Below are 17,501 nucleotides of genomic sequence, written 5' to 3'. Positions count from 1 at the left end.
TTAAATCAATCAATGCTTGTGCTTTATAAGAACCTAATATAACCTCTAATCCATTATTGTAAAGATTTTCTGAGTTTCTAATATATTCTAGACCAGTAAATTGATCTTTAAATATCAAAAAATGATTTGGTTTACCAGTTAGCTTCAATCCATATCCCAATGACCGTTGAACAAGTTTCTCAGCTTCACGATCATAAAATGCGGCCGAATTTTTTATCCAGCCTGCTGTTCCTTGGAAACAATTATTATATATAATTAATGACCGTTCTTTATCCGTCCCATTTGAAAAACAAAACACATTCTCATCAACATAACCTGCTTTGGTAAAAAAATCATATAATAAGAAGTTTTTTACTCCTGAATACAAATATCTTCTTTTTAATAATGGAAAAATAACTTTTTCATGGTATTGTAAAAAACCCCAGTCCATGCCTTCATCCCAATAAGATCGACGATATTCCATCCCATATTTCTCAGCCCAACCCTCAATTTGACCATGTCCAATCATGGGAAGTCCTGGAAATGTTACAAGAAGAAGACAAATCCCAAAATATTTATCACCTTTTCCAAATTGATTGGCTGCAGTGTCTTCATCAGGATTATTCATAAAGTTTACAAATCTCTTTAGTATTTCAGGGTCATATTCTAAAGTATTTTTAATAACTGAGCGATAATTAGCATTATCCTCATCACGAAGCATATTCATGAAAGCACTGTTATACACACGGTGCATACCTAATGTACGAACAAAAAAACCTTCTAATAGCCAAAATGCTTCCGCTAATAAAAGTGTTTCTGGTTTTTCTTCTTTGATGCGGTTAACAACTTCACGCCAAAATTCCTGAGGCATTTTTCGCATAAATTCTTCATGTGAAATTCCCGTTCCAGCTCGTGAAGGAATATCTCCTCCACTTCCAGGAGGTGGGAACCACAATCGTTGAAAATGCTTTCGTGTTAACGTCATTGCCGCATCAAATCGAATAATAGAAAATTTGTTCGCAACATGTAATATTGTTTGAATTACTGCCTCACGAACTTCTGGTAATAAATAGTTTAATTGTGCAGTATCATTCCAAGGCATACTTGTTCCATCATTTCCATGATATATATATTTAGTATCTCCTGTTCGATAATCTTCACGTTTAAAGGTTACTGCAGCGTCAGTTCGGCTAAAATAATGATCTTCTAAGAAAATTCCAAGATTTGGGTCCTGACTTAAACTAGCTCCACTATATTGATAAGAAGGGAATGGTGGGTAATTAAGAGAAATATACCAATCAGGGTGTTCTCTGATCCATTTTGAGTCAATTCCCGTATGATTGGGAACCATATCCGAGGCTAATCGTATATTGTATCTTAAAGCCTTTTGTTTTAATTGTGAGAAGCTATTTTCTCCTCCAAGATCGAAGGCAATAGTATAGTCAAATAAGCTATAAGCTGAAGCTTCTGCTTCTGGATTCCCGCACCATTGCTTTACAAGTTTTGAAGCTGGGCTCCTTTCCCATAAACCAATTAACCATAACGCATTAATTCCCCATCTACTTAGCTGAGCAAGCTCTTCATCAGGTATCTGGTCAAGAGTTCGTAATTCACGTCCATATTTCTTAGATAACTGGAATAACCAAACATATGCATTTTTTGCTATCATTACTACATTTGGCATCCAATTCGCATCAGGAGTGTAATTTTCTTCTAATCCATCATATTCATAAACCCTTACTAACCCAGCCCCTAATCCGCGTAGTCTTTCTTCTTCTGCAAATAAATCTAAGGCAGAAAGTATCTTAAAATACATTGGACCTAAGATTGAAGCCCATTCTTTAGCTATATATTCCAGCTGGGCTTTAATTGAAAGAGGATTTTCTTTCAATGGATCTTGAAGCATTTTAAAGAAATTCTTATTTTTAGGCCCAAATGGTCTATTCTTTTCAAAAAAGTTTTCAATTTCTGAGATTATTTTCCCATAATCTGATATTTTCTTTAGCTCTTCATCCTCAAAAAGTTCTCTGTGCTTATTTAAAGCTGGATTGTTATTCTCCAACCATATATGAATTAGTTCTTCTATTAAAATTTCCCTATTTGGAACATTTTTCGTTGTACTTTCGAGAAAGGATTCAAGGGAGGATTTTTGAAAAAATATAGAAGGGGGAGGAAATGTTGTGAGAAGTGTTTCAATTGTTTTATCAACTTTATTCTTGCCTATCATTTCATTAAGAAATTCTGATATTTCTTTGTATAAATTTGGAGCAATTTCTTTTTTATATTGCTCAAAAAGAAAGTGTGAAATCTCATTTAATAGAGATATTCCGTTTATCTCGGATGCACGAGCAGCAATTTCAGGAAAATGTAACAAATCTCTTTTTTTGTTAAGAGATTCAACAAAAAGCCGAACATGATAGGTAGATGGAAATGTGACATATCCTTCATCGGTACTAAAGAATTTTTCTTCAAAACGGTATTTTTCTAGGGCATTACGACTCAATCGCACGAGGAAGAATCACATCCAGTTTTAAATCTAGAAGGAGAAAGTAGTAATTTGTAGTTTTTCCTTCGATTATCTTTAATTGATACTATTATGTAGGTGTTTATTCTTATATAAATCCCGCAGATCAGTTAATAGAAAAATCCTAAAAAAGGGCCTTAATGATAAAGAACGAGGAATATTAAATTTAAAACATTATACTGTTTCTCTATTAATTATTCAGACTTTGAGATCAGATATGAGGAAAATCATTGTGACAAAGAATTCTCCTTTAAGTATTACAACAAAAGATTTAGGTAAAATCTATACTCCCTCAATATTAGCACAATTTATATCTCCTCGTACAATTACGTATTTTCTCTTTGCACAGTTGAATAAAGAATTTCTTTATGGAGAATTTACTTCAGAAAACATTCTAGATATATTTGACCAATTTATTGAGAGGGATCTGAGGAGGGTTTACCAGATACTAAGAAATATTAAGATCATTGATCCAACTGTCGGTTCAGGGAACCTTTTATTGGAATCTTATCGCTTTTTAGTCTCATTTTTTGAATATCTAAAAAATAAAGGGATAGAAAAAAGGAGTAAGGTTCAATTCTGTCAGGATATAGTTCAAAATAACTTATTTGGAGTTGATATATCTAAAACAGCAATCAATAATTGTAAAGAGAGTTTTTTAACTATATTACCATTTAATAATCGAAATGAGAAGATAAAATTTAATTTATTTCAAGGTGATGCATTAATTAGCCATATAGATTTACAGACTTCTGACTCAAATATTGCAGATGTACGATTTAATTGGAAGGAAAAATTCCCCAAGATTATGGAAAAGGGAGGATTTGATGTATGTATCATAAATCCTCCTTGGAACATTCATAAACCTTTGGAAAAAGAATTTTTTTCTAATTTTGATGAACAATTATCAAAATATAATGTTGATAAGCAGGAAGCCCGAAAAATCATTGAGAGATTACTTAATGATCCTAAAATTAAAGAAGCATGGATATTACATCAAGAATCGATATCTCAGAGTGCGAAATGGTTTAAGAGGAATTTTCATTATCAATCCAGTAAGATTCAGATAGCAAAAAGAAAAAAAAATATTAGTGGAGACTTAAACCTTTATAAATTGTTTGTGGAGCGAGTTTATAATATTTTAAACACAAATGGTTTCTGTGGGATGATAGTACCCTCCGGCATTCATACTGATGCAGGTACAAAAGGATTAAGAAATTTAATTTTTGACCAAGGACTAGTAAAAGAACTTATTTCATTTGAGAATAAACTAGGTATCTTTCCCTCTGTACACAGATCATTCAAATTTGACACAATTATTTATCAAAAAACAGGACATACTTCCATCTTCTTAGCAGCTTTTATGCAATCAATAGTTGATTCAAACGAAATTTTTTCCTGTATTTTGCATTTAGATTGGAATCAACTTAAAATATATTCACCTTCCTCTTGGTCAATAATGGAGTTTAAATCAGAAAAAGATATTGAAATCACTAAAAAAATGTATATGTATCCTCCTTTAAGTAAAGATATCCCCAATTCATGGAAATTTCGATTAACGAGAGAATTGGATGTAACAATTAATAATAATCTCTTCAATCAAGAAAATAAAGGATATGCAGTCTATGAGGGGAAAATGATTGAACAATATAACAACAATTTTGCTGAACCCCGATATTGGATTATGAAAAATAACATACCAGACAGAATTTCCAAGAAGTACGGTATTTCTAAACCAAAATTAGCGTTCCGATCAATTGCTGCAAGTACAAATAGAAGAACTATGATTGCCACAATTTTACCTAATGATGTATTGTGTGCAAACAGTCTAACATTAATTAAGAGTTATAATAATGAAGGAATTCGCATAATTAAGGAAGAGGAGTTGTATTATCTATGTGGGATCTTTAATAGCTTTATATTTGATTATTTATTACGCTTAAAAGTCACTACAAACATAAATATGTTTTTTATTTACGATATGCCTGTTCCGAGAGCTTCTAGAATTAATAATGAGTATTTAAATATTATCGAAAATGTAAAACAAATTTTAGTATTAAATAATGATCCTAAAAAAGAAAAAGATGATGCTATTGAAGAAGAAATATCTAAATTAAAATCGAATATAGAATTAAATGTCTTAAAGCTGTATAAATTAGATAATGAGGATCTTAATTATATTCTTGAGACCTTCCAACGAAACAATTCAGATTCGAACAAAACATTAACATTGATTAAAAAACTATTATCAGATTGTCATCGAAGTGAATCGTAATGAAATTTGCCTATAAATATTTATTAGAGAAGTATAAAGAGATTTATACAATTTCTAGTATCTCTTCCCTCCTTTATTGGGATATGAATACATATATGCCATCTTCAGCATTAGAGCATAGAACAAATCAGTTTAACTGGTTACAACAGACTATACATAAAAAATGGACCTCAAAAAAGATGATTTCGTTAATCAATCAAAGCGAAAAAGATTCTACACTAAATAATGTTGAAAAAAGAAACGTTTTTCTTTTAAAACGAGCAGTTGAAGAAAAAATCGCTTTACCAATAGAGTTGGTAGGACAGTTAGCTATTCAAAGTAATAAAACACTGGAAATATGGAAAATCGCTAAGAAAAAAAATAATTTTTCAATAGTCCAAGCAGATTTAAAAAAATTATTTGAACTAGAGGTTGAAAAAGCAACTTTATTATCTGAAGTAAAGGGATTATCAGATCCATACGAAGCTTTAGTTGATATTCGTGATCCTGGATTTACTATTGAGAAATTAAACAATTTTTTTAGTGAAACTAAGAGATTTTTAATCCCATTCGTTGAAAAATGCACGAGAGCAGAAAAACAACCTAATAAAACATTCTTAACACGCTTTATACCACAACAAAAGCAAGAAAATGTAGTAAATGAATTGGTTAAATTTTTGGAGTATGATTTTCAAGCTGGTCGGGTGGATGAAGTTGAACATCCCCTAACAATTGCCTGTGGCCCCAAAGATGTCAGATTGACTGTAAAATATAAGGAAAACGAAATTATGAAGGCTTTATTAGCTGGATCCCATGAGTGCGGCCATTCTTTGCATGCCCAACAACGAAATCCTGAATGGATTGGTCAACCAGTTAATGGATATACTGGTCCTTCATTCGGTGAATCACAATCAAGGATATTAGAAAATCACGTTACACTTTCCCCAGAATTCTGGAATTATTACTATCCCAAGTTTAAAAGTCAAACAGGAGTGTTTAATGATATAAATCAAGAAGAATTTTATTTTGCGATCAATGCTACTCAACCTGGACCAAGTCGGATTGGAAGTGATGAATTAACCTATGCCATACATATAATAATACGATTTGAGCTGGAACAAGCATTATATGCTGGGAAACTGGAGGTTGCTGACCTACCTCAGGAATGGAATAAGAAATACGAGCAATATTTAGGAGTTAAAGTCGAATCGGATACTCAAGGTGTAATGCAAGATTTACATTGGTATAGTCAATATTGGGGATATTTTTATGGTTATGCAATGGGAGATATTATCGCAGCACAACTAATTAATCGGGGATTAACAAGAGATCTCCCTGAATGGCATGAAAAAATAAATACAGGAAAATTTACCCCAATCCGCCAATGGCTAGCTAATAACATTCATTCAAAAGGAGTCTTATATGATGGATTGGATATGGTCAAAGAGATTACTGGAGAACCTTTAACAGTAAGATATTTTATTCATTATTTAGAAAATAAATATTCAGAATTATATGAGCTTTAATATGCATGGGATAGAATAATATTTGATTATTGAGAATCTATCTTTCCGAAATAAATATTATATCTTCAATTCTCGACGAAAAGCAGGATCATTATTAGGCTCTTATGTAGGATTAGAATCCTTTGACCTACTCCTTTTAATTCCAAATGGGGGTATCCCTGTAGGACTAGGGATTGTAGAATTTCCCTTAGTTCCAAGAACCAAAATTGATCTATTAATAGTAAGAAAAATCCAAATCCCAGGAAACACTGAGGCAGGTATGGGGGCAATAACACCTGACGGGCAAGTATTCTTAAACGATATGTTATTAGATAGATTAGCAATAACAACTCATCAGCTAGAGACCCAAATTGAAAGAACAAAATATGAAATCGAGAAAAAAAGGAGAGAATTTACAGGAACAAGCCATAAATTAGAGGTATATGGTAAAAATATCCTTATTGTTGATGATGGAGTTGCCAGTGGATTTTCTGTTTTAGCAGCTTCCTCATGGTTACGACAACTTGGTGCAGAAACCATTATTCTTGCAGTACCAACTGCACCAATAAGTTCTCTTAAAAGATTAGAAAAGGTATTAGATAAAATAATATGTTTGAATGTTCGGGAAAAGTTCCCATTTGCTGTAGCAGATGCCTATACTAATTGGTATGATGTTTCAGATTTAGAAGCAAAGGATTATTTTTCATTATTAAAAGAATTTCAACCATTATTAGGATAAAAATTACTCTTATAATTAAGATAGTAAAAATGGCATTAATGAAACCGTTCTACAGTAATTAGCTTAATCTTCATCCCAATTGGTAGAATATTCTTTTCTGATTCCAAGAATTCATTAATATCAAGGTTGAATTATTTTAGATGGTTTTTTAAAAAAAGCTAGGATTATGTCCTTTTACTAAAAATTCTAATGGATTTTCGATTTAGGTGATAATAATGGGATATATTGCACCACTTGGCAACGAAGGGTTCCTACCTTTAATTTGGAATGCCTTCATCGGAATTATTGTTGCTTTAGTTTATGTAAAAGGGATTATTACTCTTATGGAGAGATTAGTTGATAATAACATGTTATCTTCTGATCTTTCGCGGAAAATTATTCATATAGCTGCTGGGTCTTTTATCTGGGTTTGGCTTTTCCTTAATACTTCGGATGGATACTCATATTTACTGAATATAACTGTTCCTTTCCTTTTCTTTTGTACTTTCCTATATAAAGGCTTTAAAGGGTCCCCTGATGATCCAGATGTAAAAACAATGAGTCGAACTGGAGATCCACGTGAATTATTACGCGGTACACTTTATTTTACGATTATTATGATAATTGCCGGAACTTTCCTTTTTGGAACTTATGTTGGAATGTTAATGATGGCTATCGTCGGTTGGGGTGACGGTATTGCACCTTATTTCGGGAAACGATTCGGTAAGAGAAAATATAAAACTCTAGGTCGTGAAAAATCTCTCGAAGGATCCTTTGGAGTCTTTTTATTTTCAATTATTGGGTCATTATTGTTCTTAGGCCTTTTAGGTGTACTAGGCGGTGATGTGAATCCAGATCTTGCTGTTCTTAAGGATCCGGGTATAAACCTTGAAGGTATTTTTATAGTTATCTTACTCTTAGCCATAATTACAACTATCGTAGAAGCATTATCCCCCGCTGATATTGATAATCTTCTTATCCCTGCTTCCACAATAATAACTTTGATAATTGTTGATATTGTTCTTGGATCTTCGTTTATTCTAGGGTCAATGTTGAGATTCTTTTAACTACCCACATATCTATTTGTAATTTTTTTCTCAATAAATTTTGAATGAAAAAAGTCCTGTAAGGGATAAAGAAGCTAGTAACCTTTAAAAACCTCTATGTTTCAGTGGTTAATCGATGAAAATTCCTGTTTCTTTCTCATATATGGAGTTTACCCAGTTTTCAGTCAAAAAACGCAGGAATATATTAAGATTATATCTAACTGAAAGAACCCTAAAAGTCTTGTGGGAACAAAAATATGGGAGTAAGGAGTTAACTCAAGATGAAATCCATTCAGAATTAGCTGGGATTCATTATTTATCAATTGCCAAAGAAACCTTTGAATTTAGAGAACCTTTGCCTGATATATTAATTGATTCATCTCATATTGAAGAATTAAGCTTAATAGATGAACAAATTTATGTTGAATTATTAAATAGAGATCAGGTACAAAGTACATGGGTGGAAGCACTTCCTTTCAGAACAACAGTACCTTCTGAAATAGAATTTTTTCCTAATGGGCCTAATTTGAGTGAAAATTCATTTTCTTGGAAGGTAAAAATTCCTGATGCAATAGATCTTTATTATTTACCACTTAAAAAAAAGGAAATGAGAACTTTGAATTTAATTTTCCAAGCGATAAAAGCAGAATAACGTAAATACTTAATCTATACTAAATTCTATATAATTTTCACTAATCTCAAAAAATTGATGATTTTTCATGCCGCAAGATTTAATATTTAAAAGTCTTTCAATAATCCTTTAATTAAGGTGTCTCTTTTGGATCAGAATCAGAAAAATGCAATTGTATCATTAATTAGTGGTTTGGGAGTAATTTTTCTCTTTATTGGAATTTTTACAAATTATTATGACTTTGGTGTTGGATTAATTTTAGGGATGGCATGTTGGATTTTTTCTGGAGCTCTAGGTACATATTTACAAACAGATAAAAAACGTTCTCTTCATCATTTACCTAGAAATTATGCTAAAAACTCTTATTCTTTTGATGAAGATTCAAAGATTGGTTTTGATTCTAAAGAGAAGATTAATCACCGTATAGGTTCATTTTGTACGGTTTGTGGGACACAAAATGAAAAAGATTCAGTTTTTTGTACTCAATGTGGTTCAGAACTCGCTAAATAGTCTTTTTATTTTATAGCTTGATCTTTTTGACTTGATCTTTTTAGATATAGAATAGCTAGAATTAGGTAGCTTAGATAACTGGCAATTTCTATCAAGGAAGGGTTATCATTCCAACCGAATAAACCTGCTAGTAATCCTCCAATCATACTTTTCTCGAATCGACCTAAATAATTCGGATCATAGCTCCATCCGAAAAGAAACTTAAGTATATCACCTAGTAATGTGTCATTAATATTCCACAGTTCAGCCCAAATGAATAATGTCGAAAGGGAGGATCCACTATGTTCAAGGAACTCGAAAATTTCATGCAAACCATGAGCAATTAGTCCAGCAGCAAAGATTATAAGAATAATACTTGTATAATTAAAGAATTTTTTCAGATTCAATTGATATGTTTGTTTAAATAAAAAGAATGCTAAAATGGAAGAGATTAAAATACCTAAAAAGAGTCCAATTACTGTTGTGAGCATTGTAGGGATCATTCCTAGAAGGGAATAATTTCCCAAGAAATTTGAGTAAAGGAGTAGTACTAGTTCAGCTCCCTCTCTTGCTACAGAGAAGAATACAAGAGAAAAAATTCCAATTCGTTGTTTTTTAGTTAATAAAATTGTCTGAATTCTCTTTTCAAATTCAGCTTTCATAAATCTCCCCTGCTTGGCCATCCAAAAAACCATCCAAGTTAAGACGATAGCAGCTATGAACATTACTATTCCTTCAAATAGTTCTTGATATTCATCTAATCCAGAAAAAAAAGTCAAAAAAATAATTGCCAATAAAATACTAGCCCAAATAGCACTCAGAATTCCATATAATACATCTTTTTTCATTTCTCTATGATCAATAACATTTAAATATCCTAATATAATACCAATTATTAATGCAGCCTCTAATACTTCTCTGAGAGAAGTTACTAGGCTAAAAATTAAAATAGGAAACAATTCAATAATCATATTTACACCGCTTCAAATGTAAGTGATTGTAATATTTTTTTGAAAATTATATTCGTTAAAAACACAGGATTTTGCGGAATTAATCCTTAATTTGAATAAGGATTTAATATTACATCATTTATTCTTTTTGTACTCTTATTATTATACGCCATTTATCTGAATCCAAAATGTTTTCATTAGAAAGAAGTTCTTGTTTCAAATTTTCTATTGCCAATAGGATGTCTTTTCGTGATGTAGATTCAGCTGATGTGCCAATAAATTCGATTAACTGTCCTTCTTTTGCTCTTTTAATAGCTCGTCGTGTTTCTATAAGTGGAACAGGACAAATTAATCCTGTTATATCAATAGTTTCATCCACTAATAGACCAGACAATATGTTTAATCCACCAATTCATCCATTGAACGGCCATTTTTCTTCAGATAATCTTCCATAGCTCTGTGTAAGGCATCAACAGCAAGGTTAGAACAATGCATTTTTTGTTTAGGTAAACCACCTAATTCATCTGCTACCTGCTTTTTTGTTAATCTATAAGCCTCTTTTAGCGTTTTTCCTTTGGTCATCATTGTTGTCTTTGAGCTCGTAGCAATAGCTGCTACACAACCGAAAGTTTTTACTTTAATGTCTTCAATTACATCGGATTCAGGATTGATCTTAAGATAAATCCACATAATGTCTCCACATACAGGATTACCTATCTTACCTACCCCATCGGGATTTTCTATTTCACCCATATTTTGGGGATTCATAAATAGATCTATAACTTCTTTTGAATATAGATGTGCCATCTTAATCATGCTCTTCTATTTCATCATGATGATCATGTTCATCATGTATTTTTCCACTTGCTTTCATCTCAAAATATTCTTTCATAAATTCCGCATTAACAGGACTCATTTCTCTAAGACGTTTAATGACTTTTGCTAATTCAGGAATAAACGCATCTATTTCTTCCTTTGTATTATATTGACTAACTGCAATCCGAACACTTCCATGACTTACTTCCGTTGGTAATCCTATGGCTGTAAGAACATGACTGGCTTCAAGTCGTTTTGAAGAACATGCACTACCTGTTGCAATCATAAATCCTAGCATATCTAGATGAAGCAAGATCGATTCTCCCTCAACATAGTTAAATACAAGGGAAAGATGATTTGGTAATCTTTTTGTTTTATCTACTGCTCCTGTAAGCTGAAAATTAGCAATATTTTTCTTTAAATTTTCCCATAAGTAGTCTCTAAGTTCTTGTGTATATTTATTAATTTCTGGTGTATATTCAGATACAGCTGTAGCAAAACCCACTATTCCTGGAATATTTTCTGTTCCTCCACGTTTTTTATTTTCTTGGAGACCTCCATCCATGAGCCGTACAATTTTTACTTTTTTTCCAATCTTTAATGCTCCTACTCCTTTTGGTCCATGGATTAAGTGACTCGTTACTGTTACTAAATCTGGCTTAGAAGCATCTAAAGGAACTTTACAAAAACTATAAGACGCTTCAATATGAATTAAGGAATTAAATTTATGACAAAGAGCAATAATGTCCTCAAGATCTTCTACAGTGCCAATTTCTTGATTACCATGAGGGATAGAGACTATTAGAGGATTTTTGGCTAATAATTCAGATAAGTGAGTTCTATCGATGAATCCCTCTGAATCTACTTTAATTAAATCATATTCAAAGCCAAAATACTTCTTTAATGATTCCAAACTGTCTAATACCGAGAAGTGGGAAACACTAGAGGCGATTATATATTTATTTTCATTATTAAGGTTTGCAAATGCAACCCCCTTAATCGCTAAATTGTTTGACTCTGTTTGACCACTTGTAAAAACAATTTCATCAGGATCAGCATTGAGTTTCTCTGCAATGACTCTACGTGCTTCATCAAGAGCTTCTTTAGCTTCAATTCCCGCTGAAATACCATATTCACTTCCTGGTGGAGAAACTATATCGGTAAAGTACGGTATCATAGCTTTTACTACTGTTTCCGAAACTTTGGAACTAGAATTGTTATCCAGAAATACTTTCAAAGTATAAACCTTCATATAATCTTAACAATAGTTGAGTTAAAAAATCTACTCTTAACGTTATTCGCAGAATAGTATTGATTGAAGAAAAGCAAAATGAGTTTCTTGATGTTAAATAAAACTAAAGTAATTTATTAACTAAACGAAGGAAGTTTCCTTATAGAGCTAAGAGATCCTTATTATGTATGAATGCATTGATACAGAAGTTAACCAGTCCGTTTAAAATCTAATTATTTGAAATATATGAATTATTCTCTTTCCTTAATAAAGTATCTCGGATTGCGTTTAATTCAGTGTATAAACTTGCACGATTTAACCTTTGAACTGGTGATAATAAAATTAGCCAATGAGTTGGGATTCTTACTCCAGAAATCCATATATCATCAAAATCTATCTCACATGAAGCTCCATCAACTGGTTCGCAGAGATAATTCATTTCTCGGAAGATTTTAGTGATTTTATGAAGGGGGATATTAACAAGCGGGTCGACGATACTTGTAAAAACAGGTTGAAAGTGATGATTTTCGTAGACAATAAAATTTCTAATTTTTGAATAATTCATTACTTTCAAAATTTTCCTGAGTCCATCAACATCAATACCCACCATTTTATCATACATTTCATCCACAATTTGATGGAATACCTCAAAATCACTGCGGGTAAACAGAGTCCCCGATGACAATTCAAATGAAAACATTAATTCAAATTTCAAAATTACCTCACGTAGGAACTCAAACTGAATAGGATCATATTCTGCCTCGGAAGTTGTTAAGATACCATATGTTAATAATCCCTCATATAATAAGAGTGTAAATCCTACGTGCCGAATAGCTGTAATTGTTTGACCTTGAGTCTCTTTGAGTGTATTGATAGCTGCACTCATAAGACTTGCATGAATGTCCTGATCTTTAATTCCTGTATTAACTTCATATAACCAACCCTTGACAAATTCATGGGAAAGTAATAAAAATCCAGGTTTAGAGATGATATCAAGGCCGAACGTAGTTTATCCACCCACTGAATATTTTGAAATTGAGATTTATTCTAAATTAATTTCTGTCCTCATAGTTAAAAAAAGTACTCAAATTATTTTACTAAATATTGCCCCCAACTCTTATTTATATTACCTAACTTTTCTCAAGGTAAAATCACGAATTATTTGCGTATAATTTTTCTAGAAATAATGTACAGGAAGAGTAATCCTAATAGAAATTGCAGATATGGACTTGAGGTAGGGAATGTGGATTGGGTGGAACTAATTAGAAATGAACTTTCAGCTGTTAAAGCAGAACTAGTAGTCAAATTTGATGATGAATGCTCATAAATCAGCTTGTAGATATACCCATCAAATGCACAAAGATAAAATTCATTTGATTTATCTAAACCAAAAGAAGCAATATTTAATGGAGTATCAACTAGAATATAATTTTCTATTCCATTTGTTAATTTCAAAGCCCAAATAACTCCTGATATAAAATCTGCATAAAGATAATATCCAAAGAGAACTGAGAGTTCCAATCCTCGATATATAAATCCACCTGTGATGGAAGCTCCTAGGTCATGTCCATAAGCAAAGATAGGGTCAATTAAGTCAGCACGGTTACAATCGACTGAAGGGTTATAACATTCAAATCCTTCTGTTATTCTCCATCCATAATTTTTCCCTTTTTCAACGATATTAATTTCTTCCCACATATTCTGCCCCACATCTGCTGCCCATAAGGTTCCTGAAAAGGAATCAAAGCTAAAACGCCAAGGATTTCGCAATCCATATGCAAATATTTCTTCTCTATATCCTAATAAATTCCCAACAAAAGGATTATCTGGAGGAATTGTATAATTTGTAGCTAATGTCTTTGAATTCACATCTAATCGTAAAATTGATCCTAATAACGTTGAACGATTTTGACCATGATTATATGGATCCCCTCCACTTCCACCATCTCCTAAAGCTATGTAAAGATATCCATCGGGCCCAAAAGCGATTTGTCCTCCATTATGATTGTTAAATGGTTGAGGAACTTCCAAAATTATCATCTCAGAGCTATAGTTTACAGATTGTGTGTCTAAAAGACTAAAACGAGATATAATAGTTCTTCTAGGGTTATCAGCGGTGTAATCCACGAAAAATTGACCATTTGATAGAAATTGTGGATGAAATGCAAATCCAAGTAGTCCCTGTTCCCCTCCCAAAAGGACTTTATCACGTAAATCGATAAAAATCTCTGTGGATGAGGTATTATACTGATTTTTAAATTTTTTAATTAATCCTTCTTGTTCAACAACGTATAAAAAATCTTTTGTGTCGGAATAAAGGCCTAAAGGCTTCGTGAATGTAAGGTTGGAAAATACTTTCATAAGTTCAAACTTTACTGAAGGCAGATATTCACCTTTAAGTTGAAATTGGGAAGATTGAGAAAATAAAATAAGAGAAAATAGGGTAATTCCTAATAAAATAACCAAATAAAAATAGCTACTCAATTTTTTCATGATAAAACAAACTAAAGAGTCTAATATGTATTTTTAGATTTGAAATTCGGAATGTTCACACTTATCAGTAATTTTAAATCAAGTAAGCAGTCATGAAAATTATTGAAAAGAAAATTTTATCTAAAATTTTTTCAACTAGAACATAATACTTCTAATCAAAAATCCTTTATTTGAGACGGTATTATGAATAATAAAATTAATTTTTTAGTTAATGAAAAGAAAGATAAGCTGATTAAATTTACTCAAGAGCTAATAAGTATACCTTCACCGCCTGGAAAGGAAGATGATGTTAGAAAACTTATCAAAGGTGAAATGGAGCATATTGGCTTTGATGATATTACTATTGATGCAATAGGTAATCTTTATGGGAGTTTAGGAAATGGATCGCAAATTATTGCCTTTGATAGTCATATGGATACGGTTGATGTGGGGAATCCTGAAAATTGGAAACATGAGCCGTTTAATGGAAAAATTGAGAATGAAATAATTTATGGAAGAGGTGCTTCAGATCAAAAAGGAGGTCTTGCTACCACTCTTTATGCATTAAAAATTTTGACTGAAATTGGTATTCCTGACAATTTGCAGATAATTTTCGTAGGTTCAGTAAGAGAAGAAGAACATGAAGGACTTAATTGGCAACATTTAATTGAAGTGGAAAGAATTAAACCAGATAAAGTTATATTAACAGAACCTTCGAATCTTCAGATTGCTATCGGTCAAAAAGGACGTGTTGATCTAAAAATAACAACTGATGGAATTTCGGCCCATGGAGCTAATCCTGACCAAGGTATTAATGCCATTTATAACCTACTCCCTATTATTGAGGACATAAGAAAACTTCAGAAGAATCTTCACATAGATCCTCTGTTAGGAAAAGCTCAAATAAGTGTCACAGCAATAGAGTCAAGTAGTCCTAATATTAATGCAACCCCTGATAAAGCAATCATATATGTTGATCGACGATTGGTTTCTAATGAATCTGATATTACTGCAATTGAACAATTAAAGAACTTAGAATCCTTTAAAACTATTCAGACTCGTATATTTATTCCTGAATATACTGTACAGTTAAATTCAAGAAAAAAATTTACTTTTAAATCCTATTATCCCTCTTGGATAATGGATCAAAAGCATCCTTTCGTTCAACAGGCAATGGGGGTTTATCGTGAACAATTCCAAGAAGAACCTAAATTGAAATATTGGCCTTTTTCTACAAATGGAGCAGCAACCAAAGGTATTTTTAATATTCCAACAATAGGATTTGGCCCAGGAAAAGAAGAACATGCACATACTCCAGAAGACCAAGTGGCTATAAATCAGTTAATTAAAGCGACAGAATTTTATATTCGATTAATTAGATCTTTTACACATAGTTAGAAGTATTCTGAACCATTTCAATAGTTGTTTTTAAAATTTCAATCCCTTTCTCTGCTAGATCTTGTGTTATTACTAATGGTGGCAGTAACCGTACTACATTGTTATAATGGCCACCTATTTCTACTAATACTCCTCGGTTGAATGCTTCTGTTCTAATCTGTCTAGCTAGCTCTTCCGAAGGTTGTTTGGTTTCCTTATTAACTACTACTTCTAGCCCTATCATTAACCCTTTTCCTCGAACCTCACCGATAATGTCTGAATTTCTCTCTAAATCTTTCAATGATTGTACCATGTAGGTTCCTAATTTTTTAACATGTTCGGATAGATTATAATCAATCATGAAATCAATAGTTGCAACACCTGCAGCCATAGCTGAGACATTTCCTCTAAAAGTTCCGATATGAGCTCCTTTAACCCATTTTTCCTTTTCATCAAATTCTTCCCTATATGCTATTGCTGACAATGGGAAACCACCCCCCAGAGCTTTAGACATTGTTATGATGTCAGGTACTGCTCCATCATGCTCAAATGAAAAAAATTTACCAGTTCTATTGAAACCTGATTGTATCTCATCAAAAATGATTGGGATATCATAATTCTGACTTATTTCTTGAATTTGTTTAATAAATCCTTTTGGTGGGATAATAGATCCTCCTTCACCTTGAATTGGCTCGATTATTGTACCTGCAGGTTGGGTAACACCTGAATGAGGATCATTCAGTTTATAATCATAATATTGAGCACAAATTCTCTCACAAGTGTCTGGTATCCTTTGGAAAGGACATCTATAACAATAAGCATAGGGAAGAAAATGTATTTCTGAGAGTAATGGTAAATATTGTTCCTTCCAAAATCTTCCTGAGGTTAATGAGAGAGCTCCTGATGTCATGCCATGGTACGCTCCTTCAAATGAGATAAAAGCTCTTCGTTGAGTCATACATTTAGCAAATTTGATTGCCATTTCCACAGCATCTGAACCTGTGGGTCCCCCAAATTGAATTCTCATTTTATCTCTAAGTTTATCAGGTAAAATTCCACGAATTTTCTCAACTAGTCTGATACGTATTTCGGTAGGAAAATCTAGTGTGTGTGTTATCTTTTTTTGTTGTTCTTCTACTGCTTTTATTATAATTGGATTACAGTGGCCTAATGCAACCACTCCAGCCCCTGCAAAAAAATCAATAAAGATATTACCATCGCTATCCTTAATAGTTGCTCCTCTACCTTCACCAATTACTAATGGAATAGCTTTTGGGTAAGAGACAGCTTTACCTTCAATTTCATATTGTTTTTTGAGTATATCTCGCGCTTTTTTTCCTGGAAGCTTATCAATAATTTTTGGAGCTTCAGGATAATGAAGATTCTCAAAGGTCATATAAATCACTTTTTTTTGTACGATCTATTTTTAGGTTTTAAGTTTAATGTTCTTTAAGCTTAATTTTTGATTTCTACACAATTCCAGAATATAGGGTGATATATACCCGAAAC

The 17,501-nt window shown here is 32.2% G+C and carries 15 protein-coding genes; 7 read left to right on the top strand and 8 right to left on the bottom strand.

Translation table 11 applies throughout. The features are described from left to right. Nucleotides 1-2,488: alpha-amylase family glycosyl hydrolase (locus tag ACWVCY_RS02470; RefSeq protein ID WP_455140106.1), on the bottom strand; the 2,488-nt coding region annotated here is incomplete at its 3' end. A gap of 247 nt (nucleotides 2,489-2,735) precedes the next feature. On the opposite strand from ACWVCY_RS02470, the gene ACWVCY_RS02465 reads away from it, so the two are divergent. The 6 genes from ACWVCY_RS02465 (at nucleotide 2,736) to ACWVCY_RS02440 (ending at nucleotide 9,167) form a co-directional block, all read left to right on the top strand. Next, entirely contained in the window at nucleotides 2,736-4,778 is a 2,043-nt protein-coding gene (locus tag ACWVCY_RS02465) for an Eco57I restriction-modification methylase domain-containing protein (protein ID WP_455140105.1), read from the top strand. Further along, a complete protein-coding gene (locus ACWVCY_RS02460; protein WP_455140104.1) occupies nucleotides 4,778-6,283 on the top strand; it encodes a carboxypeptidase M32 in 1,506 nt (501 codons plus the stop codon). The genes ACWVCY_RS02465 and ACWVCY_RS02460 overlap by 1 nt, the downstream gene beginning before the upstream one ends. Nucleotides 6,284-6,305: 22 nt before the next feature. Beyond that, nucleotides 6,306-7,001 carry a phosphoribosyltransferase gene (locus ACWVCY_RS02455; RefSeq protein WP_455140103.1) on the top strand — a complete coding sequence of 232 codons (696 nt, stop codon included), beginning with the start codon at nucleotides 6,306-6,308 and terminating at the stop codon, nucleotides 6,999-7,001. Nucleotides 7,002-7,216: 215 nt separating this feature from the next. Next, nucleotides 7,217-8,047: a diacylglycerol/polyprenol kinase family protein gene (locus ACWVCY_RS02450; protein ID WP_455140102.1), complete on the top strand. Its 831-nt coding sequence runs from the start codon at nucleotides 7,217-7,219 to the stop codon at nucleotides 8,045-8,047. A gap of 115 nt (nucleotides 8,048-8,162) precedes the next feature. Further along, nucleotides 8,163-8,678, top strand: a complete 516-nt coding sequence (locus tag ACWVCY_RS02445; protein WP_455140101.1) for a hypothetical protein — start codon at nucleotides 8,163-8,165, stop codon at nucleotides 8,676-8,678. A gap of 126 nt (nucleotides 8,679-8,804) precedes the next feature. Next, entirely contained in the window at nucleotides 8,805-9,167 is a 363-nt protein-coding gene (locus tag ACWVCY_RS02440; RefSeq protein WP_455140100.1) for a zinc-ribbon domain-containing protein, read from the top strand. Between the two features lie 5 nt (nucleotides 9,168-9,172). On the opposite strand, the gene ACWVCY_RS02435 is transcribed toward ACWVCY_RS02440, so the two are convergent. The 6 genes from ACWVCY_RS02435 to ACWVCY_RS02410 form a co-directional block, all read right to left on the bottom strand. After that, the gene (locus tag ACWVCY_RS02435) at nucleotides 9,173-10,117 is read right to left on the bottom strand and encodes an FTR1 family iron permease (protein ID WP_455140099.1); all 945 of its coding nucleotides are present in this window, start codon (nucleotides 10,115-10,117) and stop codon (nucleotides 9,173-9,175) included. Between the two features lie 118 nt (nucleotides 10,118-10,235). After that, nucleotides 10,236-10,490 (bottom strand): sulfurtransferase TusA family protein, encoded by a 255-nt coding sequence (locus tag ACWVCY_RS02430; RefSeq protein ID WP_455140098.1) that lies wholly within the window; start codon nucleotides 10,488-10,490, stop codon nucleotides 10,236-10,238. A gap of 5 nt (nucleotides 10,491-10,495) precedes the next feature. After that, nucleotides 10,496-10,903, bottom strand: coding sequence for an iron-sulfur cluster assembly scaffold protein (locus ACWVCY_RS02425; protein WP_455140097.1), 408 nt, complete (start codon nucleotides 10,901-10,903; stop codon nucleotides 10,496-10,498). 1 nt (nucleotide 10,904) lies between these two features. Continuing rightward, nucleotides 10,905-12,149 carry a cysteine desulfurase family protein gene (locus ACWVCY_RS02420; RefSeq protein WP_455140096.1) on the bottom strand — a complete coding sequence of 415 codons (1,245 nt, stop codon included), beginning with the start codon at nucleotides 12,147-12,149 and terminating at the stop codon, nucleotides 10,905-10,907. A gap of 223 nt (nucleotides 12,150-12,372) precedes the next feature. After that, nucleotides 12,373-13,029 carry a hypothetical protein gene (locus ACWVCY_RS02415; protein ID WP_455140095.1) on the bottom strand — a complete coding sequence of 219 codons (657 nt, stop codon included), beginning with the start codon at nucleotides 13,027-13,029 and terminating at the stop codon, nucleotides 12,373-12,375. A gap of 272 nt (nucleotides 13,030-13,301) precedes the next feature. Then, nucleotides 13,302-14,636 (bottom strand): PQQ-dependent sugar dehydrogenase, encoded by a 1,335-nt coding sequence (locus ACWVCY_RS02410; protein ID WP_455140094.1) that lies wholly within the window; start codon nucleotides 14,634-14,636, stop codon nucleotides 13,302-13,304. 183 nt (nucleotides 14,637-14,819) lie between these two features. Between ACWVCY_RS02410 and ACWVCY_RS02405 the strand changes: the two genes are divergently transcribed. Next, the gene (locus tag ACWVCY_RS02405; protein ID WP_455140093.1) at nucleotides 14,820-16,013 is read left to right on the top strand and encodes a YgeY family selenium metabolism-linked hydrolase; all 1,194 of its coding nucleotides are present in this window, start codon (nucleotides 14,820-14,822) and stop codon (nucleotides 16,011-16,013) included. Here ACWVCY_RS02405 and ACWVCY_RS02400 read toward each other — a convergent pair. Continuing rightward, the gene (locus ACWVCY_RS02400; protein WP_455140092.1) at nucleotides 16,000-17,388 is read right to left on the bottom strand and encodes an aspartate aminotransferase family protein; all 1,389 of its coding nucleotides are present in this window, start codon (nucleotides 17,386-17,388) and stop codon (nucleotides 16,000-16,002) included. The two genes, ACWVCY_RS02405 and ACWVCY_RS02400, sit on opposite strands and share 14 nt — an antisense overlap. Nucleotides 17,389-17,501 lie beyond the last annotated feature (113 nt).

This window comes from Candidatus Hodarchaeum mangrovi (assembly GCF_975850365.1).
This window is presented reverse-complemented; position numbering and strand designations above follow the sequence as displayed.

Coding starts and splice junctions, on each gene's coding strand:
- ACWVCY_RS02460 (WP_455140104.1), top strand. CDS start 4,778: ATGAAATTTGCCTATAAATATTTATTAGAGAAGTATAAAGAGATTTAT.
- ACWVCY_RS02425 (WP_455140097.1), bottom strand. CDS start 10,903: ATGGCACATCTATATTCAAAAGAAGTTATAGATCTATTTATGAATCCC.
- ACWVCY_RS02415 (WP_455140095.1), bottom strand. CDS start 13,029: ATGAGTGCAGCTATCAATACACTCAAAGAGACTCAAGGTCAAACAATT.
- ACWVCY_RS02445 (WP_455140101.1), top strand. CDS start 8,163: ATGAAAATTCCTGTTTCTTTCTCATATATGGAGTTTACCCAGTTTTCA.
- ACWVCY_RS02450 (WP_455140102.1), top strand. CDS start 7,217: ATGGGATATATTGCACCACTTGGCAACGAAGGGTTCCTACCTTTAATT.
- ACWVCY_RS02410 (WP_455140094.1), bottom strand. CDS start 14,636: ATGAAAAAATTGAGTAGCTATTTTTATTTGGTTATTTTATTAGGAATT.
- ACWVCY_RS02405 (WP_455140093.1), top strand. CDS start 14,820: ATGAATAATAAAATTAATTTTTTAGTTAATGAAAAGAAAGATAAGCTG.
- ACWVCY_RS02435 (WP_455140099.1), bottom strand. CDS start 10,117: ATGATTATTGAATTGTTTCCTATTTTAATTTTTAGCCTAGTAACTTCT.
- ACWVCY_RS02400 (WP_455140092.1), bottom strand. CDS start 17,388: ATGACCTTTGAGAATCTTCATTATCCTGAAGCTCCAAAAATTATTGAT.